We start from the raw sequence: 23964 nt of genomic DNA on the forward strand, positions 1-23964 counted from the left end.
CGCCTCGCGTTCCCCCTTTTGAGTACCCCGCGCATCACGGCTGGCAGAATACCCCCTTAGCCGCAAACGCTCAATGTCCATGACGCTGCAGGGAGAAAAGGCCGGTTTTCGCACTTTGGACACAAGTGTCGAATCACAATGACGTCGCCCGGTGTCGTCGGTGGCGTATAATTGATTCAGCGCCCCCCCAGTCTGTGATTCGGCCCTCCCGCCCAGGACTACTCCGATGGAGACGCATTTTGATCCTTCTCACGCCAAGGAATCGGCTGCCGACCGCCAGTTGAAAAGCTGGCGCGCAAGCCAGGAAATCCTGGTGGCGGCGAGTCATACCGATGACGTCGCCCGATTTCTCAGCCATTCGCTGCCATTGGTCATGTCAGTTTGCCATGCCGACTCAGTAGCCGTGGCCTCGCTCACTGGTGCGTCGCGCGATGGGGAGAACTGGACAAACCTAGGGCAGGTGGGCCGCGTCGAAACTCTGAGCCGCTCGATCCTCGCCGCGGCGCTCGATGCCGAGAGTCCGATCGTGTTCGACGGTTGGCTTGTCGCGCCGCTCGATTGCCGCGGCGCGCACCCCGAACTTTTGGCCATGCACGCCCGCGTGCTCGCGCAGACCGAACTGCAAACGATGGTCGAGATTGTGCTTCCCTCATTGCGCGAGGGGATGTCTGCCCTCCGCGATCGTCGTCGGCGCGAGGTTCGCATCGAGCGGCTCGAAGCCATACTGGAAATCGTGGGCCGCTGGAATCAAACCCAGGAGGTGGAAGATCTGCTCGTGCAAATGGCTGAAGCTGCTACCCGGCTAGTCGAGGCCGATCGTGCCAGCATTTTTCTTTGGGATCGCGCGGCGCACCAGTTGGTGGGACGACCTGCGCTAGGCGTGGGCAGTAACGATCTTCGCATTGCGGATAACGCCGGCGTGGTCGGTCAGGTGATTGCCACCGGCCAGCCGCAGCGGCTGGATCTCTCAGATGATCCGACGGCCGTTAACCGGCAAGTCGATTCCTCGCTGGGCTATCAAACGCGGACCTTGCTGTGCGTGCCGCTACGAGGGCGCGATGGTGATCTATTTGGTGCTTTCGAAGTGATCAACAAGCGGCTGGGGGACTTCAACGACGACGACGAGCTAGCCCTGGTCGAACTAGCCACCCACGCTGGCATTGCACTGGAAAACACGCAGGAACGAGAAAGCCTGCTCGAGTCGCGCCGCCAGATCACAGATGAAGCGGCGGCCGGCGTGCAGTTGGTTGGCCAAAGCGCCGTGATGGAGGCGTTGCGTTCGACGATCCGCCGCGTCGCGCCCACGGAACTGGCCGTCTTGCTGTTGGGCGAAAACGGCACAGGCAAGGAAGTCGTCAGCCAGTCGATTCATTATCAAAGCCCGCGCCGGCATCACCCGTTCGTCGCGGTAAACTGCGCAGCACTCACGGAAACGTTGCTCGAAAACGAACTCTTCGGCCACGAGAAGGGGGCCTACACCGACGCCGGCGAAACTCGGCCGGGCAAGTTCGAGCTGGCCTCCGGAGGAACCCTGTTCCTGGACGAAATCGGCGATCTCAGCCTTGCGGGCCAGGCAAAGTTGCTGCGCGTACTGGAAGAAAAAATCGTCGTTCACGTGGGTGGTTTGAAGAACATTCATACCGACGTGCGCGTCATCGCGGCCACGAACCAGGATCTGGCCGACCTGGTGCGGCATAAGAAGTTTCGCGAGGACCTGTATTTTCGCCTCAACGTGGTCACACTCGTGTTGCCACCATTACGTGAGCGGCCGGCTGATATCATCCCGCTGGCCGAATACTTCTTGCGTGAATTTTCTCGGCATGCGCATCGCAAGATACCCCGGCTGGCGGCCTCGGCGCGTCATCGCCTGGAAACGCATCCCTGGCCCGGCAACGTTCGCGAGCTGCGCAACCTGTGCGAGCGAGTCGCCTATTTGCATGCTACGGACAAGGTCGAGGCTGAGGATCTGGCGTTTGTTCTCTCGCCAACCACCGAACGCCCGGCCCTGATTGCGACCGATCTGCCGTTGGCCGAGGCGACCGACCGCTTTCAAGTCGAGCACATTCAGCAAACCGTTCGCCGCGCGGCAGGCAACATGAGCGAAGCGGCCGAAATGCTCGGTCTGCACCGCTCGAACCTGTACCGCAAGATGCGGCAACTGGGCATGCCGCTGGAATAGCGGCGGCAATTCGCGGCTATCGCGCCGGCTTGGCGATTCGAGTCGTTGCGAAGCTCTGTCGCAGCTACTACGCTCAAGTGGCATTACCTCCCCACCAATCTCCCGCCGGATACTTTCGCTATGATCCCTTCTGCCGTCGGGCAGTTCGTTTTCTGCGTGTTTCTCTTCGTCTGCTCGTTGGCCCAGGCCGAGGATTGGCCCTGTTGGCGCGGCCCACGCGGTGATGGCACAAGCGCGGAACAAAACGCGCCGGTACGCTGGAGCGCCACCGACAACATCGCCTGGAAAGTCGAGCTGCCGGGCGTGGGGCATGCTTCGCCGATCGTCTGGCAGGATCGGATCTTCTTGATCGCTTGCCTGCCCGATAGTGGTGATCGCGTACTGCTAGCGCTCGACCGAAACACAGGACGGACGCTGTGGCAGCAGACGGTCGTCAACGCGCCGCTGGAAGACAAGCACGAACTGAACAGCCATGCGTCGAGCACGCCGGCGACCGACGGAAAGTTCGTCTACGTCACATTCCTGGCGAGCGATGACATGGTCGTCGCGGCGTACGACTTTTCGGGCACGCAGCAATGGCTGGTCCGCCCCGGAGAATTTCACAGCAAACACGGATACTGCAGTTGCCCGGTGTTGTTCGAGGATAAGGTGATCGTCAACGGCGATCACGACGGCGACTCGTACCTGGTCGCCCTCGATCGGGCCACAGGAAAGACGGTGTGGAAAACCATGCGCGAGCATAAGACGCGCAGCTATGTCACGCCCATCATTCGCGAAATCGACGGCGCTCCGCAGTTGCTTCTTTCGGGCAGCATGACCGTGGCCAGCTACAACCCACGCACTGGCAAGCAGATCTGGGTGATCGATGGGCCAACCGAGCAGTTCGTGGCCTCTCTGGTCTACGACGGCAAGTTGCTATTCATGACCGCGGGTTTCCCGGATCATCACATCCTGGCAATTCGCCCAGGCGGGCACGGAAACATCACCGACACACATATCGCATGGCGCACCACCGAAAACACTTCGTACGTCCCTTCGCCCATCGTGGTGGGCGGGTATTTCCTGGTCGTGGCCGATAACGGCATCGCCAGTTGCTACGAAGCGGCAACCGGCCAGCGCCAATGGAAGCAACGCATCGGCCGGCGATATAGCGCTTCGCTCGTCACGACCGATGGCCTGGTCTATTTCACGTCCGATGACGGGATGACCACCGTCGTGCGGCCTGGGCCGAAGTTTGATGCTGTGGCGGAAAACGACCTGGGCGAACCGTGCTTCGCCTCGATGGCGATTAGCCACGGGCAGATCTTGCAACGCGCCGAGAAGCATCTCTACTGCATCGGCACGGATGCGACAAAGACGACGGCCGGACGGTAGGCGAGCATTGGCATACTTATCCACCTGCCGTGGAAAAGCATCGCACATTCGATTTGCTGAGGTCACGCCAAGGGTACGCGCCCACGGCTAATCGACAAACACGAACTCGTTCATGTTGAAGATCAGCCGGCAGGCGTTCGCCAGGCCGTAAGTGGCCGCGTATTCGACCAGCACCTGCGCTTCGTCGTCACACGGTTCGCGCGAGAGCGCCAGGCGATACGCCAACCGAATCTGCTCGCGTGGGTCTGCCGACGCGGTGCTCAGCCGGTCGGCAAAGTGCTCGGCCTGCCGTACGAAGAGTGCATTGTTCAACATCGCCAGCGCCTGCAGCGCCGTGAGCGTCGTGTTGCGTTTCGGCGTAAGCAGCGAGGGATCGGCGCAGTCCAAGCATTCCATCAAAGGGTCAGGCACACTGCGCACGATGAAACGATAAACGCTGCGTCGATAGGCGTCCGGATCGTCGACGTCGAAGCTCGCGTAATCATAGATCGGCGAGTGATCGTCCTTGAACGCGAACTGCCGTACCGAGGGCCCACCGCTGCGCAGATCGAGCTTGCCGCTCGTGGCCAGCACCGTGTCGCGCACCGCTTCGGCATCGAGCCGGCGACGATTTTGCCGCCACAGAAAACGATTCGCCGCGTCATGGCGCGCGTTGGCCGGCTCCTCGGCCGACGACTCTCGATAGGTGCTGCTGGTAACGATCAGCCGGTGCAAAGCCTTGAGCGATTCACCCCCCTCGCGAAACTCCACGGCCAGCCAGTCGAGCAGTTCAGGGTGCGAAGGCAGCGAGCCCATCCGGCCGAAATCGTTAGGCGTGTCGACCAGCCCGGCGCCGAAGTGATACTGCCACACTCGATTCACGATCGAACGCCACGTGAGCACATTGCCGGGATCGACGATCCAGCGAGCCAACGCGGCGCGAGCATTTCCTTCGTTTTGCGCGCCGCTAGATACAAACTCATGCGTTAACTCTGGCACGCAGGCCAGCGTGCCAGGGCCGAGAAGCTCGCCAGGGCTCTTCACATCGCCACGACGCAGCAAGTGAATCGGTCGCGGATCGTGCGATTTGATCGCGTACACCTGCTTTCCCTTATCAAGCTGCTCGAGATTCTTGGTCAGTTCCACCAGTTGTGCATCGACCGTCTCGATTTGCTGCTTCAGGTCCGCAGGCACGAGCGCCGCGGCCACGCGATTGCGATCTTGATTCGCCGCATCCAGATCGCGCTCGAGCGATTCTCGTTTGGCGATCGCCGCGGCGATCGCGGGCGAGGCAACATCCGGCAACTCGCGCCGGCTGTCGAAACCGTCGACCAGGCTCTTCGTGCTCCAACGACCGCCTTCGATCGAATCGAGCGCGGTCACCGTCGCGCCGCGGGCCACGTTTTGCCCAGCCGACTCGACCTGCAACTCAGCCAGTGCGAAAACGAAATCGTTCGACCGCGGCCAGAGCTTGTCGGCCGTCACGCGGACGTAGCGTCCCGTCACGTTCGGCGTCGCAATTGAGAAGGATCGATTGCCAGGGTTCGCGAAATCATCGGCCGAGCGATCCGCAACCAATTCTTGTGTCCCAAACGTTGGATCATTCGACACTGCCACGCGGAATCGCGCCGGAAAGCCAAAGCCGGGCGCATCCCGAAAATCGGTCGGCCGTGCCGGAATCAATCGCACGCGCTCGATCGCCACAGTTCGTCCCAGATCGACTTGCACCCACTTTGTTTCGTTGGCCGTGGAAGCGATTTCGCTGTGATAGCCATTGGTGGGACTGGCCGGCGGATCGTTCGCCGGCGCGAACGGGTCGGGCGTCACCGCCAGTTCTTCTGTCAGCGCTTTGATGCGAGCGTCGAGTGCGATTAACTCGGGGCTTGTCAGTGCCGCGCGCTCACCGGCCAGTTTCTTTTGCTCGGCGGTGGATGCGTCGATGGCGGCGCTCACCCGGTCGCGCTCGCGCTTAGTGTCGGTATCGAAATAAGTCTGGTCGGCGCGATCAACCCCGGCAAAGACGGCTTGCAATCGGTAGTAATCCTCTTGTTTGATCGGATCGAACTTGTGATCGTGACACCGCGCGCAGTGGACGGTCATGCTGGTGAATGTCGATATGGCGGTCATCACCATGTCGTCGCGATCGTTCGAGCGGGCGATCTCTTTGTCGGTCGTCCCTTCGCGCAGTTCCATGTGACCGACAAAATCCCACGGTCCGGCCGCTACGAAGCCGGTGGCAATCCTTGCCTGCGGATTGTCCGGAAACAGCACGTCGCCGGCCAACTGCTCCTGCACAAATCGTGAATAAGGCTTGTCGTCGTTCAGCGCGTTGATGACATAGTCGCGGTAGGGCCACGCGTTCGGCCGCGGCTTGTCTTTGTCGTAGCCATGCGACTCGCCGAAGTGGACGATGTCCAGCCAGTAACGCCCCCAGCGCTCGCCGTAGCGCGGCGATGCCAACAGTCGATCGACCAATTGCTCGTACGCGTCCGGGCGCTCGTCAGCCAGAAAGGCGTCGACCTCCTCGGGCGTTGGGGGGAGACCGTGCAGATCGAATGTGAGTCGGCGTACGAGGGTCCGCCGATCCGCCTCGGCCGCGTGCTGCAGTCCTAGCTCGTTGTGTTTGGCCACGATAAAGGCATCGATCGGCGTACGAATCCAGGTCGAGTCGATCGCCGGTACCGTTGGACGCGCAAGAGGAGCCAGCGACCACCAGGGGCCGGATTTGCTCTTATCTTCGAGCACAACACCTTCGGGCCATGGCGCGCCGGCCGCCACCCAATCGCGAATCGTCGCGACCTGTGCCGCCGAAAGCGCCGGTTGCCCCTTGGGCATCTCGGGCTGCTCGCCGCTGATATAACCGACGAGCAAACTATCGTCCGGCTTTTCCGGAACGATCGCCGCGCCGCTTTCGCCGCCAGCCAACGCTCGCGCCTGGCTGGCCAGTGACAGGCCCCCTTTCGGCTCGCGATCGTTGTGACAGGCAAGACAGCGCTGCTCGAAAATCGGCGCTACACGATCGCGAAATTGCCGCTCACCTGCGACCTCGTCAGCCGCGGCGCGCAGCATTCCAAGCGGCGCGAGCGCAATCCAGAGGCAGACGATCACAAAGCGCATTGAGGGCATCTCGTTGAGGTCGACGCTCAGCCGACCGTTCGCAGTGTTGCGGCAGGGGCTGCATGCCAGAATAACACGCCGTCCGAGGCCCGGCCAACTACGGCCGCACGGCTGATTGTCCGCGGCCGGGCGAGGCGATATGATCGCGGCGCGGGTCGCTCAAGGCCGCCGTTCGCGCGGCCACGTGCGGAAGCCGCCACTTCTTTTCGCTTATCTCGCGCGAGGTCTTCTCATGACTGCGAAACGTACCGACGGGATGCTCAAGCCGGGCTCTTTCGATGGTAAGACGGTCGTCATCACCGGCGGCGGCACGGGGCTGGGAAAGTCAGTCGGCGAGTATTTACTATCGCTCGGCGCGAACCTCGTGATTTGCGGTCGGCGTCAGGAAGTGATCGAGCAGACGGCCGCCGAATTGTCGAAGGCCTCGGGCCGTAAGGTCCTTGGCACCGCGTGCGACGTGCGCGTGCCCGAGCAAGTCGACGCGTTGGTCGCGGCTGCATACGAGCGGTTCGGCACGGTCGATTGCCTGATGAATAACGCCGCGGGCAATTTCATCTGCCCGACTGAGCGCTTGTCGTACAACGCCGTGAATACGGTGGTCGATATCGTGCTCAAGGGGAGCTACAACTGCACGCTGGCGTTCGGCAAGCGTTGGATCGCCGACAAGCATCCGGCCAGCGTGCTTTCGATCGGCACGACTTACGCATGGACCGGGTCAGGCTACGTCGTTCCGTCTGCCATGGGAAAGGCGGGCGTCTTGATCATGTCGCGCTCGCTGGCGGCCGAGTGGGGCAAGTATGGAATCCGTCTCAACGTAATTGCTCCAGGGCCGTTTCCAACCGAAGGGGCCTGGTCGCGCCTCATGCCCCCCGGCTTGGACGATATGTTTGCCTCGACGAAACGGATTCCGTTGGGCCGGCTCGGCGAACATCAGGAGCTGGCTAACCTGGCCGCGTACCTGCTGAGCGAGTACAGCGCCTACATCACCGGCACGTGCGTCACGATCGATGGCGGCGAGTGGCTGCGCGGCGCCGGCGAGTTCAATGCGCTGGAAGCAGTGAGCAGCGAACAATGGGACGAACTGCAAACGGCGATGCGGCCCAAGAAGAAATGAGCTGAGCTCTGTTTCACAGTCTATCTATTAGGCGCGACATCGCCCCCCGTTCTGACCGACAGCAATGGGGGTGGTCCGGCAAGAAAAGCCTGAGATTTTCAGGCTGCGGGAGCCATTTCGCGCAGATGCACTCGCGTTATCCGCGGCGAGGACCTAGAATCGAGTGATCCCTTTCGCTCGCAATTCTTTGACCCATTTAGCTTTAGCGTTACGGAGCGCGGCATGGCCGCCAGCCCCACCGTGGCCCCTCCGCTCGACCGCCGCAGCGCGCCCTGGATGCGTTTCAGCATCCCGTCCTGGCTCGTTTCACTGGTCGTGCATGCCACACTGCTGGTCGTGCTAATGCTAACCGTGTCGAACGCTCCGCGCGGATTGCCCGGCGGGCTGGGGCGTGGCGAAGCTTTCTCGATGTTCGACGGCACAGGCGCCGGCCGCGGTGATGGGTCGGGCGGCGAGTTTTTTGACGAAGATCCCTCGGGCGGTCGCGGCAACACGACGCTGCACATGGCGCCCGCCGAAGAACTCACCGGCGGAGCGCGCGGCGAAGGGGCAGGCGGTAAGGAAGCAGCCACGCTCTTTGACGATCGCCCTCCGGTCGACGCACTGGCAGCTCTCCCGAAGGCCAGCACCGGCGGCGGTGGCGGGATCGGCCCGCTCGGCGATGGCATCAGCGCGGCAACCGGCGCGGGCGGGTTCACGTCCGGTTCTGGCAGCGGATCTGGCGCCGGTGGGCGCGGACGTGGCGGCGGGCCGCTCGGCGGTCGTGCTCGTACGAGCCTCTACGGCATTGAGGCCGACGGCTACAAATTCATCTATGTCTTCGACCGCTCAGGCAGCATGGGAGGCTCTGGCAAGAACACGCCGCTCACCTCGGCCAAGGCGAACCTGCTCGCCAGCCTGGAGAGCCTGGGCGATACGCATCAGTTTCAAATAATCTTCTACAACGAAAAACCGACGATGTTCGCGCTGGCCGGCCATCCCGATCGGCTGGTGTTCGGCAACTCGGCCAATAAAGCGACAGCGTCACAGTTCGTGCGCGGGATCGTCGCCGACGGCGGTACGCGACATGAAGAAGCGCTGTGGATGGCGCTCAAGCTGCAGCCCGATGTCGTTTTCTTTTTGACCGACGCCGACCAGCCCGAGCTTTCGCCGGCACAACTAGAGAAAATCCATAAGGCAAACAACGGTCGCTGCTCGATCAACACGATCGAGTTCGGCCTGGGGCCACCGATTCACAACGAAAATTTTCTCGTGCGCCTGGCGCGCGAGAACAACGGCAAATACACGTATGTTGACGTATCCAAGGGCGCTCTCAATCCTTAAGGCACCGCGCCGCCGGGACGCTGCCTCGCGATCGTGGCTGCTCGCGCTCTTGATCGGGCTTTGCTCGCGTGCCGTTGCTCAGGCCGAGGATAGTGTTTATCTCTCCGCGCCGAATAGTCCGCAAGCGCGGGCCAAAGTCACGGGCCGAGTTCTCGATTTCAACGGCCGCGAGCTGGTGCTCGACACCGGCGGCGGCGAAAAACGATATCCGGCCGAACAGGTCCTGGAAATCGATAGCGAGTGGAGCCCCACGCAACTGGCGGCCGACGAGCTGTTCGCGCGGCGTGAATACGCCGAAGCGCTCGTGAAATACGAAGAGGCGGTCCGCAGCGAACCGCGCCGCTGGGTGCAGCGCAAGCTGGTCGCGCAAATGGTCTGGTGCCTGCGCAATACCGAGCAATACCGCCGTGCAGGCGAATTATTCCTCGCGCTGTCGCGGGATGATCCCGGAATACTTTACTTCCCCTGCATCCCGCTGCGGTGGTTGCCAGGCCAAACGCAGCCCGACCTGGAAAAGAAAAGTCGTGATTGGTTGGCGAGCGATTCGGCCGTGGCCGTGCTATTGGGGGCGAGCCACCTGTCGTCGACATCGGAACAGGCCAACGTTCTCAAGCGGCTCGACGCGTTATCACGCGCTAAGGACGCGCGCGTCGCGGCGCTGGCTCAGGCTTTAACGTGGAACGCCACTTACGCGTCGGTCGGCAGCAAGCAATTGAATGCCTGGCGCGACGCGATTGAATCATTTCCCGACACGATCGGCGCGGGTCCGCATTTTGTGTTGGGGCGGGCACTTGCGCACCATAAGCAGCCCCAGGATGCGGCGCTCGACCTGTTGCGCGTGCCGATTCTCTATCCCGAGGATCGCCCCCTGGCGGCGGTCGCGCTATTTGAAGCCGGGCGGGCACTCGAGCAGGCCGACGATCGCCCGGCCGCGACACGCCTGTATCGCGAGTTGCAGGCCGAGCACCCGCAATCGCGATTGGCAAGTGAAGCGCGCACGCGCCTGGACGAGTTCGACAAGCAACCCGAGCGCGCTGTTGAACAATGATCGAGAGCACCGACCAAGGACGGGACTGCCAGCACACTCGCCCCACGCGGACGTGGCGCCTGGTGACATGCGTTGCGCTGGCAGTGCTCGTCGGCCCTTGTGCCGTAACCGTGACGGCTCAATCGTATGATCAGCGATTCTTGAACGGACTTCGACAGCGCCAACTGTTCAAGTTGGCCGAGAAATTCTGCCGCGAGCGACTCGCGCAGCGTGACCTGCCCGACGAGAAGCGGGCCGAATTGACGATCGAGCTTTCCCGCTCGCTGACCGAGGCGGCGCTGCAATCCGCGCCCGAAAAACGGGACGAGTTATGGAACCAGGCGATTGCCACGGTCGATCAGTTCATCAAGGACTTTCCTCAGAACCTCCGTATTGTGCAGGCACGCGTGCAGCGGGGCCTGGTACACCTGGCATGGGGAGAGCTGCTTTCACAAGAGTCGGACGCCGGCGGACAACGCGAACAGCGCATTGCCGCGGCACGCGACCATTTACGGCAGGCCGTCGAAGAGCTGCGCAAAGGGATGGAAAAATGCGCGGAACTCCAACGTCGGTTGCAGCCCGGTAAGAAGCTGGCGCCGGGCGAACTTTCCAGCAGTGAAATCCGCTCGCTTGAAAGAAACGCCCAATACCAGTTGGCCCGTGCACTGCGCAGCCAAGGCGAAAGCTATCCGGTCGATAGCGCCGATCGCGCCAATTCGTTGACGCAAGCCGTCGAGCTATTACGTCCGTTGGCGCAGGGGGAGATCAACGACCCGCTCACCTGGCCCAGCCGGCTGGATGCAGCGATCTGCTATCGGTCGCTCGGGCACCTCGAGGCGGCTATGCGACGTCTGGATGAGTTGGACGAAGAATCCCCTCCGGCACGCGTTCTATTGCGCAGCCGGGCCGAACGAATTCGCGTCGAGCTGGCCGAAGATCATGTCGCCACGGCGCTGGGACTGGTGGAAAAGGGGCGAATGTTCGACGGCCAGGTTTCGGCCGAGTTGGATTTCGCAATCCTCGAAGTCTACCTGGCCGCCTGGCGTGCCGCGGTTGATGCCAACGAGAAATCCCAGGCCACGGCCTGGCAAGAAAAGGCTGCCGCGATGGTGCGCGATATCGAGCGCGATCATGGGCCCTACTGGCGCCGGCGCGGCGAGGGACTGTTCGCCGAGCATATAGCTGCGAATCCGTCCACGACCGACATCGGCGTGCTCGCGCAGGCCGCTGAGGGCTTTTACCGCGCCGGTCAGCCGAACGAGGCGCTCGCGGCCTTCGACCGCGCGGTGCGCGAAGCACACGCGGCCGGACAGGACGGCAAAGCATTCGAGCTTGGTTACGCGGCCGCCGCGATTGAGCAGGAGCGCAAGAACTATGCGGCCGCCGCGGATCGTTACCGTCAGGTGGCGATGGCTGCCCCCAGTCAATCCAAAGCGGCCGACGCGCATCTGATGGCCATCTATGATCTGGGGCAATTGGCCCGTACCGGAGCGGATGAACCGCTAGCCAAATATCGCAAGCTGCTTGAGGAGCACTTGCAAACCTGGCCCGAGGCCGAGACAAGCGACCGCGCGCACTTGTGGTTGGCGCGGGTTTGCGAGCACGATCACGACTGGAAGCGCGCGATCGCCGAGTATGAGGCCGTGAGCCCCGACACGGAGCAAAGCACGGAAGCCGCGGCCGGCCTGGCGCGCGCCTACCGCGAACAACTGGCAAAACTACGAGCTGACGACGAACCGACGGCCGACACGGCCAATGCGGCAGTCGCCGCTCTGCAAGCGGCCAGCGGCGTCAAGGAAACAGCTCCTGCGGACTGGGACGCCGATCAACTCGCGGTCGTGCTTGTGATCGCCAACATCTGGCTTGAGTATACCGAGGACGGAGCCGCCAAAGCCGAGCGCGCCCTGAGGGCGGCCCTCGCGCAATCCACCGAAGCCACGGAGCAGTGGCAAGCCTCGGCCCACTCGCTAATTGCTTACGCACTCGCGGCCCAAGGACGTGTTGAGGATGCGCAGCGACAATTGGAAGATGTCGCAGGAGCCGGGACGGCCTCGCTGCAAACCTTGGTCGAAGGACTCGATCGGCTAAGCGCCACGGCGCAACCAGCCACGCGTCGCCACTTGGCAGCCCTCGAACTGCACGCGCTCGATATGATCAAAGAGCGCACTACGGATATCAGCGACGAGCAGCGCAGTGTACTGGCGCTGGCGCGCTCGCGCGCCCTGGTCGCCGCCGGGCGCAAGGACGAAGCGGCCAACGAGCTGCGGCAATTGGCTGCCGCCCGCCCTCGCGACGGACGCATCCAAGAGGCCCTGGCGACGGCGCTCTACGAAGCGCAAGATTCGGGGGCACTGGCGGCCTGGCAAAATGTCGAAGTGAAATCGCGTTCCGGCAGCGATCGGTGGCTGCGAGCCAAGCTCTACGAGGCACTAATCTACGACCGAGACGGCGATCACGTGCGCGCCGCGCAGACCGTTAATGTCGTGAAAACGCTTTATCCCGAGATGGGCGGAGCGGACCTGAAGCGACAGTTCCTGGAAGTACTCGAGCGCAAGCCGTAATCTGAATCGACCCACGCTAACCCCGCATTCGCGGGCTTCGTGGCGGCTTTCTTTGCCCGCCCCACAGAATTAAGATAGGCCCAGCGGATTTACCCCAGACGTGCTAATTTTCGCGCTGGATCCGCGCCCGCTCTGAACGACATCCCGTGAAATCCGCACTCCCATAGGCGACACGATGGACTACGCCCTGCCGGAATTAACCCGCCCCGCTCGCGTCAAGAAGAAGCAAGTGCTGATGGTGGCCAGCGGCGACCTGCGGCCAGCGGCCAATCGTAATTGCTGGGCATCGCAACAAGAGATGGAGGAAAAGCTCGGACATGCCGTTGCCGCGGCCGGTTACGAGCTCGTGCGGGCGCATCCCTATCGACCTGAGGAGGGGCACGGTTTCATCAGTTCGCAGAAGGAAGGGATGACGGTCTTCGCCGGTATCGACCCGAAGGCGCCGCTGATCGTCGCCGAGGCCGTGTGGCAGTATTCGCATCATGTTCTGCACGGACTGGTTTCGCATCGCGGGCCGATCTTGACCGTGGCCAATTGGTCGGGAACATGGCCGGGCCTGGTGGGGATGCTGAACCTGAACGGCTCGCTTACCAAGGCCGACGTCCCCTACTCGACGCTGTGGAGCGAAGACTTCACCGACGAGTTCTTCACGACAGGGCTTCGTCGTTGGCTGCGCAAAGGAACATTGCGACACCACACGGATCACGTCATCGATTGGAACGACGTGGATCCCCCCAAGGCCGAACGCAAGCTCGGCAAGGCGCTGGCCGAGCAACTGCTGCGCGACAAGGCGATTATGGGCGTATTCGACGAAGGGTGCATGGGCATGTTCAACGCCATCATCCCGGACGATCTGCTGCACGCCACCGGTGTCTACAAAGAGCGGCTCAGCCAGTCGGCACTGTATTACGAATCGACGCAAGTGCGCGACGACGAAGCCACGGCCGTGCGTCGCTGGATGGAAGAGCGCGGCATGAAGTTCGTTACGGGCACAAATCCCGCCGAGGATTTGACGGACGAACAAATTCACCAGCAATGCAAAATGTACGTCGCCGCGGTGCGCATTGCCGATGACTTCGGTTGCCACACGATTGGCATCCAATACCAACAAGGTTTGAAGGATCTGCTGCCGGCCAGTGATCTGGTCGAAGGAACTTTGAATAATGCCGAACGCCCCCCTGTGCATAGTCGCGATGGCGCGCGAGAGCTTTACGCCGGCGAACCGCTGCCGCACTTCAACGAAGTCGACGAATGCGCGGGGCTCGATGCCCTGATGACGTTCCGCGTGCATCGCGCCATGGGACAGCCGGTCGAAAACACGCTGCACGATATTCGCTGGGGAGATATCGATCGATCGGGTGGAGTGTCCGATTATGTGTGGGTATTTCTGATCAGCGGTGCGGCGCCGCCGGCACATTTCGTGGGAGGTTGGAGCGGCGCGTCGAGCGAGCGGCAACCGAAAATGTACTTCGGACTCGGCGGTGGTACGCTCAAAGGGGTTTCGCGCCCCGGCGAAATCGTCTGGTCTCGCGTCTACGTAGCGCGGGGACGCTTGAAGATGGATCTGGGGCGAGCGCGCGTCGTCGAGCTCTCGGCGGAAGAAACCGAGCGCCGCTGGCAGGCCACGACACCGCAGTGGCCGATCATGCACGCCGTGACGTACGGGGTGTCGCGCGACCAGATGATGGCGCGGCACAAAAGCAACCATATCCATGTCGTCTATGCCAACAGTGCCGATGAGGCCGATCGGGCCTTGTGGGCCAAGGCCTCGATGGCTGCGGAACTGGGGTTGGATGTTGCCCTGTGCGGGACGCGCGCCGGCCGAGAATCTTGGTAAGCGGCCCGGCCCGTAGTCCACGCGTTGACACCCTCGGCGATGCTGCCGAGAATCGCAGGTAGCAATTTCTCCTGATCGCGTTTGAAGGAATCTCTGATGTTCGTCCGCATTTCCGCTTCGCTCGCGCGACCGATTTTGATCTCGGCCAGCGTCCTATTTCTGTCGGGCTGTGGAACGAGCGCTTACGAAGAACGTGTCGACAAAGGGATGGCTACGCTGCGCACCGCGCAACAGTATTTGGGGATTTCCCCCGACGCAGTCGAAATTCCCGGCAGTGGCTTCATGATCAGGTTGCCGAAGTTCATCGACGGAGCCTCGAAGGCGTACAACGAGCAATCGGCCGAGCCGAACGGACAAGGGGTCGTCAATCCCGAGCGGCTCAATCCGCCGTTTTTAAAGATCCCCGGCCTACGGGTTTGCTACGAGGCGTTCGGTTTCGACGCCCAGACCAACGAATCACTCGGCGTTTACTGCTATCAGGCTGTGCTGCCCGCGGCAGACGCCGTCGTGGAAGGAAAACCTATCGAGGAATGGATCCAAGCGCAGTTAGCGAAAACCTTTGGTGACTCGGCGCAGTGGACCGACGTCAAACTGCCGACGCAGGCCGGGCCACAAGTCGATTGGCGGCAGATCAACGTCAAGGGAATGCAAAACTTCTTCACGCAGTCCGGAGCGGTGAAGCCTTCGCCCGGCGTGTTTGAGCTGTACACGAAGGAGATGGATGGCAACCGGCTGCTGATCGGTTGGCGCTATCCGCAGAAAATCAATCACGCCGCCGCCGATAATTCGCGGCTCTCGGTCGGCAGCATCACCGCGGCGGCACCGGTCAATCCGGCCCCCGCGGCAAACTGAGCACTCGCTCGTTTTTCTACGAAGCGATCATTTCTTGCCGAGTGCGCGCTGCTGGCGAAAAAAATCACTCAGCAGGGCGCTAGCTTCCTCGGCCAGCACGCCGCGTACGCTTTGGGTACGGTGATTCAGCCGAGCGTCGTTCAAGAGTTGAAACAGCGTATCGACCGCGCCCGCCTTCGGATCGGCGGCGCCGTAAATCACCCACGGCAGGCGGGCTTGGACGATCGCACCGGCGCACATTGGACACGGCTCGAGCGTCACGTACAGCAAACAATCATGCAGGCGCCAGCTTCCCACGGCCGCCGAGGCTTGCGTGATGGCAATCATCTCGGCATGAGCCGTCGGATCCTGCAATTGCTCGCGCTGATTGTGCGCGGCCGCGATCACGCGCCCTTCATGCACGATTACTGCCCCGACGGGGACCTCGTCCTGCTCGGCGGCCAGGCGCGCCTGCGCGAGCGCCTGCCGCATAAATGTCTCGTGCATCGTCACTTGCCCCGATCCGGGTGCCGGAACTGCTTGCCATCGAGGTCAGTGACGCCCGAGTTTCCAAAGCGCACCTCGAGCCCGTCGGGCTGTCCGCCATTGCCACGCAGCTCGAACTGGTGAAAGCCCGCCTGCAGCGCCAGTGGGAGATAGTTCCACAGCGGCTCTTTCTGTTTCGCATCATAAACCGATTGGCCATCGATTTTCAGCGTCAAGGATCCGACGTGTTTGAGTTCGAATTGATAGACGCCGGTCGTCGGGACGTCGAAAATCGCCGCCAGAACGAACGACTCGTCGGACTTGACCTTCGTATCCTCCAGCCACGCGCGCTCGTTCGTTGCCGGCACAGGCAGTAGCGGACCCGACTCGGCTTTGAATTGCAGACCATTGGCCAGCTTTGAACCAGGACGAAGTTTGCGCGGCGGCAACGGCGCCGAGGGCTCGATCGACAGCGTAATCGGCGCCGACAATACAGCATCCTTCGGATCTTCGCTGAATTGCGCCCGAGCGTAAATCGATACTGGTCCCAGCCCCAAATCCTCGGGTTTCACTTCGATCTCGCCGTGATCGGCCGTTAATGTTCCCAGCGAACGCATGCTGTCGAAAAACGTGATCTTTGTCGCGTCCGGAGCCTTGGCCGTGAGCTTAAAGGGCTCCTTCCAATTCGCACGGTCTGTTGCCGAGCACGTTAGCTCGATCTTGTGATCGTGGTTCGCGATCGTAACGGGCAGGATGACACGCCCCTGCGTCTCGATCGATGATCCCTCGATACCTACGACGCGCAGCTCGGCCGCGCCGTCCGGAAGCTGCGTGCTGTCGAATTCCAGCGTGCCGGACGCGGCGCAGTGGGTGATTTGTACGCCGTTGATGAACAGCTCGAATCGATCAAGCGGCTTGTCGTCGACCTCGCCCGCCGGCCGCAAAATGACAGTGCCCTTCAGCTTTGCTCCGGCGCGGACCCCCTCGACCGTGACCTTGGGAATATTGGCCCACGGGCGGCAGAGCGGATCCCCCACCACGATCAACTGGTACGGCGAGGCAACTCCCTGGTAAAACGCTTCGGCCAACGTGCAACCGCGAGCGTAATGGACCTGGGTGTAGGCTTCGGGGAATTTCAGATAGATCGCATAAGGCTCGAACACCGCCCCGCTCGAACCGGCGGCTCCTGCCCGCAAGAAATCGGTTAACCGCTGCTGACCATCGTTGTAGTCGAACTTGCCACCCCAACTGGTCAGATTCTCGCAGATGGCGCCAGGCAGGATTTCGCTATGCGAGCCTTTCCAGTCGAAGTTGCGCTTGCCGGTTAGCAATCCTGCCACGTCCTTCTTTCCCATCGGCAGGATGCCACTGACTACCTCGGCGCGGACGCCCAGCTCTTTTAACGCCGCGATCGCGGCCTTGAATTGAGGCTCGCGAATGCCTGACCGGTCCTTGTCCCCGGTCCGGCAGAAATAGATCGTTCCGGGCGGCTTGGTGCCGTCCGCGGCGGCGCTGCGCTTGAGGTTGGCGATGACCTCTTCGGGGCTCATGCCGTTGTTGCTGGTGACCCCGAGCATCGTGCTTAGCACGTAAGAAACGCCGCCCCCTTCGACCAGCTTGCCCGCCTCGTCGAAGCCATACCAGCCGCGAAAACCCTGCGAGGGATTGCCGGCATGCTCCTTGTCCGCGCGGCGTAGATAGTGGTTGCTGTTCTGCGCGACGAAGCGAAAGTCATTGCCCATCACCGCCTGCGCGAAGAATGTCAGCGACGTTAACGAGCCGACCGGCGCGAATTGCGCCGGAGGTTGCTGCTTTCCCAGCATCGTCTTGAAATCAATCGACCAGGGAAAATCACTGGAATAGACCACATAGTCGATCTGTGGCGCGATGCCACGTTGGCTGATAGCGCCCAGAATTGGCAGCAACAACTTGTCGCGAAAGACGCCGACGTCGACTTTATCCGTCGAGTAGGGCCAATCGAGATAGAGAACGTTGATCGCCGGTATGTTGCGGAGCGCGACAAAATGATGGGCAATGGCCAGCGATGCCCAACTGCGCTGATTGGCGACGACGAAAACGTTCTCCGGGCCGCCGCCGGCTCGCGCTGGAGCCACGCTCCCGAATTGCGCGGCAAGCATGCCACAGGCCAAGACCGTAAGCAGACGAAACCGTGCGCAGAAATTCACGAGCTGGCGTCCTGGTAGAAGGCCGTCCGGGAAGAGGAATCGACGCGTCGCAGCCGCCGAGCAAGTGCCACCTCAACGGGGCAGCAGCGCTTTCGCGCCGTGCGATCGGCTCGCCGACCAGGCGTTCAATCTATCACGCCAGATGCTGCGCAGCGATAAGACGGATCGTAAACGCGGGCGTCGCGATAACCAACATGGCGCGCCGCGGCTGAACCACGGCGCGCCTGGACATATGGCGCGAGGCTTTACCAGCCGTAGAATCCGGCGCCGCCAACGTACGGGCCCACTGGTCCACCGTAGTACGAGTAACCCGGATAACCGTAGTAGTACCCGCCGGGATATCCATAGCCATAACCGTAGCCGAATCCAACCGCAGGACGCGGCGGATAATAGGCGCGGTACGGAGCGTAATACGGGCGCGGGGCGTAGTAAGCACGGTAGTACGGCCGATAGCCGTAGCCGTAATAGCCGCCGCCGTAGTAGCCGTAAGGCCGCGCGGACGCGGTACCACTCGCGCACACGAACAGACCAAGCACCAGTAGCAGAATTGCTGCGAATCGCTTCATCACTGACTCCTTATTCTCGACGGCCCTAACCACGTATTCCTCGGCCGAAAACCACCACTATTGTTGCTTTTACGTCGCGGAAGACAAGCGTTTATTCCTTGCCTTGCCGTCAGCAAACTGGCCTCTCCGCGCGCGGTTACTGCTTGATCTGACGGACTTTATAGTTCCCCCGGCTTTCGTCGTATTCCAGCTCGATCAGCCCCTTAGCTTTGATGTCCTCGAGCAGGTCCGAAAAGCTGCCATAGCCGTAGTACCCTTCGCTGAAGCCTGGATAAACGCGACGAATCGTCTGCTTCAAGAGCGAGCCCCACAGCGGATCGTAATCCTGCTCGACCGATTGCAGCACCGCCAACACTCGGTCGACGGCCTCCTGCTTCTTGTCTTCCTCAGGCTTCCCTTTACGCGGCACGGCCTTGGCACGACGCGCAACGCGGATCAAATCGTCGTAGTAGATGAACTCATCGCAATTCGCGATCAGCAAGTCCGAGGTCGAGCTTTTCACGCCGCAACCGATCACGCGCTTGTTGTTCTCTTTCAACTTCGAGACTAGCGGCGAGAAATCGCTGTCGCCTGACAGGAGCGCGAAAATATCGATATGGTCTTTCGAGTAGCACAGGTCCAGAGCGTCGACCACCATGCGGATGTCGGCGCTGTTTTTGCCCGTCATGCGCCGTTGCGGGATGTCGATCAATTCGACCCCTTGACCGTGAAATTCCTGGACGGCGTCCTTGTAATGGCTCCAATCGCAATAGGCGCGCTTATAAACGATGCGGCCTTTTTCCAACAGCCGCTTCAAGACCATTTGGATCTGAAACGTGCCGACCCCCATGTCGCGAACGCCAATGGCCAGATTTTCGAAATCGACGAAGACGGCAATTAATGGTTCGTCGGACATGCGCGCCTGTAGACTTGGGTGTGAATGAATGGCTTTCGGCATGCGACGAGTCTCCTTCGTGCTCGCCTGGCACGCGTTGCTGCCCAGGATTGTCACCAAGGCCGCAGCGAAAAACAACCTCAAGTACGGCGGGATGTTATCGCGATCCACCGCGGTGCCGCGCGGCGACTGATTTCTGTACGACCTTCTTCGCGCGTCTGAGTGTGGCCGTTTTTGCACCTTCAGCCAATCCTCCGGGCACTGGCGCATCGCGCACCACGGCCGTGGAGGGCAGATCTTCGCGCAGTCCTTGAAACGACGGATGCCTCAGAACGTGATCCCGTGTCCAATTGGTGAACTGCACCTGACAAACCAGCTTCGGCTTGGTCCAGTGGACCCCGCGGCCGGCCTGACGTGCGGTCAGATTGGCAAACGTCGGCTCGTGGGTTTCAAGCTTGTCGAACGTGCGCCGCAGGTCGACAAGCTTCTCTGTCGAAAAGCCGGTTCCCACACGCCCGGCATAGAGCAAATGCCCCGGCCGGTCGTAGTAACCGATCAGAATGGCGCCAAAGCCCTGGCGAGTGCCGGTCGGATCAGTGAATCCGCCGATGACGAATTCTTCGTGCTGAATGCATTTGGCTTTGACCCAGTCGCCGCCGCGGCCGGCCAGGTACGGCCGATCGCGCCGTTTGGAGATGATCCCCTCCAGGCCATGCCCGCAACACTGGCGCAAGAATTCCGGCCCGTCCCCTTCGATATGGTCGCAGTAATGAATGCGCGAGGTCGCCGTCTGCCGGGCTAAGACCGATGCCAAGATCTTTTTGCGATCTTCGAGGATTACGCCGCGCAGATCGTACCCGTCGAGATAGAGAATATCGAACACGTAGTAGAACATGCGGTCATAGGCCTTCTCGGAGAGCGCGGATTGCAGGGCCTGAAAGCTGCTGACGCCGTTCGGTTCGAGCACCACGGCCTCGCCATCGAGAATGACGGACTTGACCGGAAGCTTCGCCGCGGCCTGGGCAATGGAGGGGAACCGGGCCGTCCAATCCAATTGTCGCCGCGTCATGAGACGTGCTTTTCCGCTTGTCACGTGGCACAGCAGACGATAGCCGTCGAACTTGATTTCGTGCAGCCAATCCGCGGTGTGGGGTGCTTCGCTGACAAGCAGCGCCAGCTCGGGCTCGACGGCGGCTGGCATTTTTATACGCCGTGCGCCTGGAAGGGCTGGAAGACTGTTTGTCGCGCGGCGCGGCCACTGTGCCCGCGGTCCTAGCACGGTCGCAGCACGCCTGGGCTTTCGCGTCTTATGGTCGTTGTCGCCGAGGTTTTTCAATGACTCGATCCACGCTGGTGATCGCACCTTGGAATAAGCTCATGTGTCCATGGTTGTCTTTATCGAAGCGCCCCTCAAGGAGCACATATTTACTGTCGAATTGTTGCGCGGCCTGCTTGGGAATGGCCTGCTCGTCAAAGTCAACCCAGAACGAGTTCGCCGTGAGGCTATGTTCCGCATCCTCGCGTGACAGGTAGATCGCAGTCCCTTCGAATTGCACTTCGAGATACCCTTCGACGCGGACCTTCACGCCGTGAAAACGAGAGGGATTCGCCAGAAGACGTACCATGGAATTGTCAAATTCCTCGTTCGGGTATTGTTGAATGTCGGCCGTGTTATCCAGAGTCACCGGAGCGGCGGGCTTGGCGCCGCAGCCCGCCGCGAGTGCCGCCATCAAGACGCTTGCCGCCAAACGCCTGTGCCGGGCATTGCCCATGAGCTACGTTCCTTGCCAAATGGACCGGTTAAGTTAGCAGTCGCGATCGAGCGTAATCACTCCATTCGCTTTGCGAATCGAGACGGAGATATTCGCGCCAGTATTGCTGCGCGGCCTCGAACTGGCCGCGCTCATCCAGGCAGTCGGCCAGGTTATACAGCGTATCAGCAAACCACGGCGCCAGGCTGATCGTGCGTTGAAAGGCGCGCATCGCCTCGTCGCATTGTTTCAACTCGCAGAGCACCACGCCCAGGTTGTTCCAGGTTTCGTGCGACTGGTCGTCGTGGCTTAGGGCCTGGCGATATGCTTCGACCGCTTCGACCTTGCGACGCAAGCGATAAAGAACGTTGGCCAGATTGAACAACCACGAGGCCGATGGGCCAGCCACTTCGATCGCGCGGCGGTACGAGCGCATCGCCTCGTGGTAGCGACCGGCGTCCTCATGCTCACAACCATGGTCGAACAGGTTTGCTGCCTCGGATGTCGCCAGGGGGATGCTGCTTGAGAAGCCCGCAGCGGCACTCTGTTTCGCAACACGTGACGCGTTGGCGGCGGCGAGAATGTTGGGCGATCGTGCCCTCGGTTTTTCGTTCGCTCCATCCGTCCGCTTCATGGCGTCCTTGCAACTTTCAGAGAATGGGCCCTGCGGTCAGGACGTCTTGCGTTTTTTGGCGGCCGACGAACGATGGCTGGCGGCCAGCTTCTTGGCTGGCTTGGCGGCGCGCCCCGCAGCCGGTCGTTTGCTGGCCTTGGCGACGCTCGCTTTCAAGGCTTCCATCAGATTAACGACCAGCGGTTCTTCTTCACCAGGGGGCGTGACGATTTCGCGCCCTTCGACCTTGGCGTCGATCAGCATACGCAGTTTATGCACGTACTCGTCTTGGTATTGACCGAGATTGACCTTCTTGGCGGTCGAGGCTTTGATCAGCGTTTCCGCCAGCTTCAACTCGGTGGCCGAGACTTTGGACTCGCCGACATCATAGTCGGCTGTGCTCCGCACCGTTTGGGCATAGTTCAACAGCGCGAGCGACAAGAGACCTTCGTGCGGGCGCACCAAAACCAGATGCTCGCGGCCGAACATCACCGCCTGCCCCAGGCCCCACTTATCCTGCTTTTCCATGGCCTGAAGGAGCACCGCATACGGCTTCGCGCCCCCCTCTCCATCGGGCATCAGGTAATAGTTTTTGCCCGCGAAATAGACCGGGTCGACCGAGTCCGGCGCGATGAACGCGTCGAGCGTGATCGCCTTTTCGGACGGCGTCCGCAGGGCATCGAGCTCGTCCGGCTCGATCACGACATATTCGTCCTTGCTCACTTCATAGCCCGAGACGATCTCGCTCGTGGGGATCTCGCCGTGCTGCGGACACATCTTCACGTAGCGAATACGGGCATGATCTTTGTCGTGCAATTGATGCAGCGAGATCTTGCCCTCATCGCTCTGCACGGCGTTGAAAGCCTGCACCGGCACCGAAACCAGGCTGAGGCGGAGAAAGCCCTTCCAGCTGTAACGTGGCATCGTAGAGCCGTTCGAATATTAGGGAAGCACGTACGGGCTCCCTCCACGTCCAATTGGCTCCCTCCAGGCCTGCAAGCATTGATAGCACGCAGCGTGCCAGAGGTCAAAAGAAGTGCGCAAGCGCGGAATAATGAGTGCTGAACTTTGGGGGAAACCGCACCGAGCAGCCACAAGCCACGCGATGGCCAGCACTCATTAATCCGCGCTGCGTATCACTGTTAGCCGACTGACAGCCCGGCCGCCAGCTTGCCCAGGGCTTCGGTCTCGATCTGTCGCACTCGCTCGCGGGTCAGGCCGAGGGCCTCGCCGATTTCCTTCAGCGTGCGCGGCTCGTTGTCGTCCAGCCCGAACCGCAGCCGCAGGACCGTCGCCTCGCGCGGGTCCATGGTCTCCAACTGCTGCATGACGTGCATCAGGTTGTCACCCTCGACCATCTCGTCTTCGGGGTTGCGGCTGCGTTCGTCCATGACCATCTCGGACAGCGACCAGCCCGCCTCGGATTGATCCGTCTGTGGCGTCGAGCTGTAGATGCGGATGGCTTTCTTGATGATCGGCAGCTTCTTGCGCGGCAGGCCGAGGACGCGGCCGATCTCTTCCGGCGTGGGCGTACGGCCCAACTCTTCCGAAAGGCGAATCGTGGCTCGGCGCCACTTCGACAACAGCTCGACCATGTAGGCCGGGATGCGAATCGTCTTGGCGGTGTTGATCAGCGCCCGCTTGATGGATTGCTTGATCCAGTAACTGGCATACGTGCTGAAGCGTGTGCCCATCGCGGGGTCGAACCCTTCGACGGCACGCAGCAGTCCCAGGTTGCCTTCCTCGATCAGATCCTGCAGGCCGAGCCCCTTGCCCGTGTAACCGCGAGCGATGTTCACGACCAAACGCAGATTGGCGCGGACCATGCGATCGCGGGCAGCGGTGTCGCCCAGGCCGATGGCGACGGCCAGCTCGCGCTCTTCGATGGCCGAGAGAAGTGAGGTCTCGTTGATTTCACGCAGATACGTCTCGAGAGGAGACTGTACGGCGGCTGTGGTTCGTCGGCGTGTCTTCGGCATGGAGGTCGCCATATATCACTGCGTAAGGGAAGCGCAAAAGCGGAACACACAGAAGATCGACGTGTCCCGTGGGAATTCTCCAGCCGCGCTGCTAGCGGACAAGGTGGGCCGGATGTGCATGCGCTTCGGGGCGTAGGGATGAAAGCGAACCGGCCGGTAATAGGCCA

Annotated in this window: 18 protein-coding genes; 8 read left to right on the top strand and 10 right to left on the bottom strand. The window is 61.5% G+C overall.

Features of this window, described 5'->3' with window-relative positions; all coding sequences use genetic code 11:
- The first annotated feature begins 226 nt into the window (after nucleotides 1–226).
- A complete protein-coding gene (locus tag VGN12_25180; protein ID HEY4312768.1) occupies nucleotides 227–2179 on the top strand; it encodes a sigma-54-dependent Fis family transcriptional regulator in 1953 nt (650 codons plus the stop codon).
- Between the two features lie 120 nt (nucleotides 2180–2299).
- A complete protein-coding gene (locus tag VGN12_25185) occupies nucleotides 2300–3553 on the top strand; it encodes a PQQ-binding-like beta-propeller repeat protein (GenBank protein HEY4312769.1) in 1254 nt (417 codons plus the stop codon).
- Between the two features lie 87 nt (nucleotides 3554–3640).
- On the opposite strand, the gene VGN12_25190 is transcribed toward VGN12_25185, so the two are convergent.
- Nucleotides 3641–6649 (bottom strand): DUF1553 domain-containing protein, encoded by a 3009-nt coding sequence (locus tag VGN12_25190; GenBank protein ID HEY4312770.1) that lies wholly within the window; start codon nucleotides 6647–6649, stop codon nucleotides 3641–3643.
- A gap of 232 nt (nucleotides 6650–6881) precedes the next feature.
- Between VGN12_25190 and VGN12_25195 the strand changes: the two genes are divergently transcribed.
- The 6 genes from VGN12_25195 (at nucleotide 6882) to VGN12_25220 (ending at nucleotide 15363) form a co-directional block, all read left to right on the top strand.
- Entirely contained in the window at nucleotides 6882–7763 is an 882-nt protein-coding gene (locus tag VGN12_25195) for an SDR family oxidoreductase (protein HEY4312771.1), read from the top strand.
- Nucleotides 7764–7985: 222 nt separating this feature from the next.
- Entirely contained in the window at nucleotides 7986–9086 is a 1101-nt protein-coding gene (locus VGN12_25200; protein HEY4312772.1) for a hypothetical protein, read from the top strand.
- A complete protein-coding gene (locus VGN12_25205) occupies nucleotides 9052–10134 on the top strand; it encodes a hypothetical protein (protein ID HEY4312773.1) in 1083 nt (360 codons plus the stop codon). Before VGN12_25200 ends, VGN12_25205 begins: the two co-directional genes overlap by 35 nt.
- 140 nt (nucleotides 10135–10274) lie before the next feature.
- Complete coding sequence (locus VGN12_25210) at nucleotides 10275–12674, top strand: hypothetical protein (protein HEY4312774.1); 2400 nt, start codon at nucleotides 10275–10277, stop codon at nucleotides 12672–12674.
- A gap of 175 nt (nucleotides 12675–12849) precedes the next feature.
- Nucleotides 12850–14511: a fucose isomerase gene (locus VGN12_25215; GenBank protein HEY4312775.1), complete on the top strand. Its 1662-nt coding sequence runs from the start codon at nucleotides 12850–12852 to the stop codon at nucleotides 14509–14511.
- A gap of 96 nt (nucleotides 14512–14607) precedes the next feature.
- Nucleotides 14608–15363: a hypothetical protein gene (locus VGN12_25220; protein ID HEY4312776.1), complete on the top strand. Its 756-nt coding sequence runs from the start codon at nucleotides 14608–14610 to the stop codon at nucleotides 15361–15363.
- 27 nt (nucleotides 15364–15390) lie between these two features.
- On the opposite strand, the gene tadA is transcribed toward VGN12_25220, so the two are convergent.
- From tadA to VGN12_25265, 9 genes are all read right to left on the bottom strand, one after another.
- Nucleotides 15391–15849: a tRNA adenosine(34) deaminase TadA gene (gene tadA / locus VGN12_25225; GenBank protein HEY4312777.1), complete on the bottom strand. Its 459-nt coding sequence runs from the start codon at nucleotides 15847–15849 to the stop codon at nucleotides 15391–15393.
- A gap of 2 nt (nucleotides 15850–15851) precedes the next feature.
- Nucleotides 15852–18014: a hypothetical protein gene (locus tag VGN12_25230; protein ID HEY4312778.1), complete on the bottom strand. Its 2163-nt coding sequence runs from the start codon at nucleotides 18012–18014 to the stop codon at nucleotides 15852–15854.
- Nucleotides 18015–18259: 245 nt separating this feature from the next.
- Nucleotides 18260–18580 (bottom strand): hypothetical protein, encoded by a 321-nt coding sequence (locus VGN12_25235; protein HEY4312779.1) that lies wholly within the window; start codon nucleotides 18578–18580, stop codon nucleotides 18260–18262.
- A 136-nt stretch (nucleotides 18581–18716) separates the two neighbouring features.
- Nucleotides 18717–19517: an NYN domain-containing protein gene (locus VGN12_25240; GenBank protein HEY4312780.1), complete on the bottom strand. Its 801-nt coding sequence runs from the start codon at nucleotides 19515–19517 to the stop codon at nucleotides 18717–18719.
- A gap of 94 nt (nucleotides 19518–19611) precedes the next feature.
- Nucleotides 19612–20655, bottom strand: coding sequence for a non-homologous end-joining DNA ligase (gene ligD, locus VGN12_25245; protein ID HEY4312781.1), 1044 nt, complete (start codon nucleotides 20653–20655; stop codon nucleotides 19612–19614).
- Nucleotides 20656–20761: 106 nt separating this feature from the next.
- The gene (locus VGN12_25250; protein ID HEY4312782.1) at nucleotides 20762–21226 is read right to left on the bottom strand and encodes a hypothetical protein; all 465 of its coding nucleotides are present in this window, start codon (nucleotides 21224–21226) and stop codon (nucleotides 20762–20764) included.
- Nucleotides 21227–21254: 28 nt separating this feature from the next.
- Nucleotides 21255–21839, bottom strand: coding sequence for a tetratricopeptide repeat protein (locus VGN12_25255; GenBank protein ID HEY4312783.1), 585 nt, complete (start codon nucleotides 21837–21839; stop codon nucleotides 21255–21257).
- 36 nt (nucleotides 21840–21875) lie between these two features.
- Nucleotides 21876–22742 (bottom strand): Ku protein, encoded by an 867-nt coding sequence (locus VGN12_25260; protein ID HEY4312784.1) that lies wholly within the window; start codon nucleotides 22740–22742, stop codon nucleotides 21876–21878.
- A gap of 218 nt (nucleotides 22743–22960) precedes the next feature.
- Nucleotides 22961–23809, bottom strand: a complete 849-nt coding sequence (locus VGN12_25265) for an RNA polymerase sigma factor RpoD/SigA (GenBank protein HEY4312785.1) — start codon at nucleotides 23807–23809, stop codon at nucleotides 22961–22963.
- Nucleotides 23810–23964: the final 155 nt, after the last annotated feature.

This window comes from Pirellulales bacterium, from assembly GCA_036499395.1.
In the GTDB taxonomy this organism is placed as follows: Bacteria; Planctomycetota; Planctomycetia; order Pirellulales; family JACPPG01; genus JACPPG01.